This is a genomic window from Treponema sp. R6D11 (assembly GCF_054786075.1).
Window position 1 is genome coordinate 1 of the sequence record NZ_BDHD01000680.1, and the last position, 623, is coordinate 623.

At 45.7% G+C, this 623-nt stretch carries 1 protein-coding gene; it reads right to left on the bottom strand.

From position 1 onward, the window contains the following. Window positions 1-623, bottom strand: a 623-nt coding sequence (locus tag ACYVTD_RS15450; protein WP_461248586.1) for a YDG domain-containing protein, incomplete at both ends; no start/stop codon positions are given.

Here is a 623-nt window from a genome sequence, read left to right on the forward strand (position 1 = left end):
CCGCCATTGGATTCAAATGTTACAATAAAACCTGTTGTAACACCGGTTGCAATGCCCGCGCTGGCGCTACTTATTCTTCCTGCTTCGTAATTGATATTGGACGCGGATCTTGCGTAGACATAGTATGTCGTTAATTCGGTTAACCCGCTAAAAGTAACTCCGCTCTGCCAGGGCGATAAACCTGTTCCGTTACTCGCCATGCTGATAGCGTATTCAATGCTTTGTCCTGTCGCGGGCGTTAGCAAGCTTACATTGTTAACGGTAATAGTTTTGCCTGTGGGCGTCCCTTTTAAAGTAGGCACAGTTACATCAGAGCCTTGAGCTTTTGCTATACTTGCCTTTACGCTTGCAGGTTGCGCCGACAAAATATATTTCCCCGCGTCTGCTCCGCTCAATGACCAATCTTTAAAGATAACGGTTTTATCTGCTCCGGCATTTGCGTCGGTAAATGCGGCAGTTCCTGTATCGACTGTTACTCTGTCTCCCGCTACTAATCCGTTAATTACCGGTGTTCCGCTAACTGTCGCGGTTGTTGTTCCGTCATAAACTTTATTATTTACCGACAACCCTGTAATGGTAACAGGCGTCATAGGAGTATTAGCATGAATAAATATGGCGGTAAT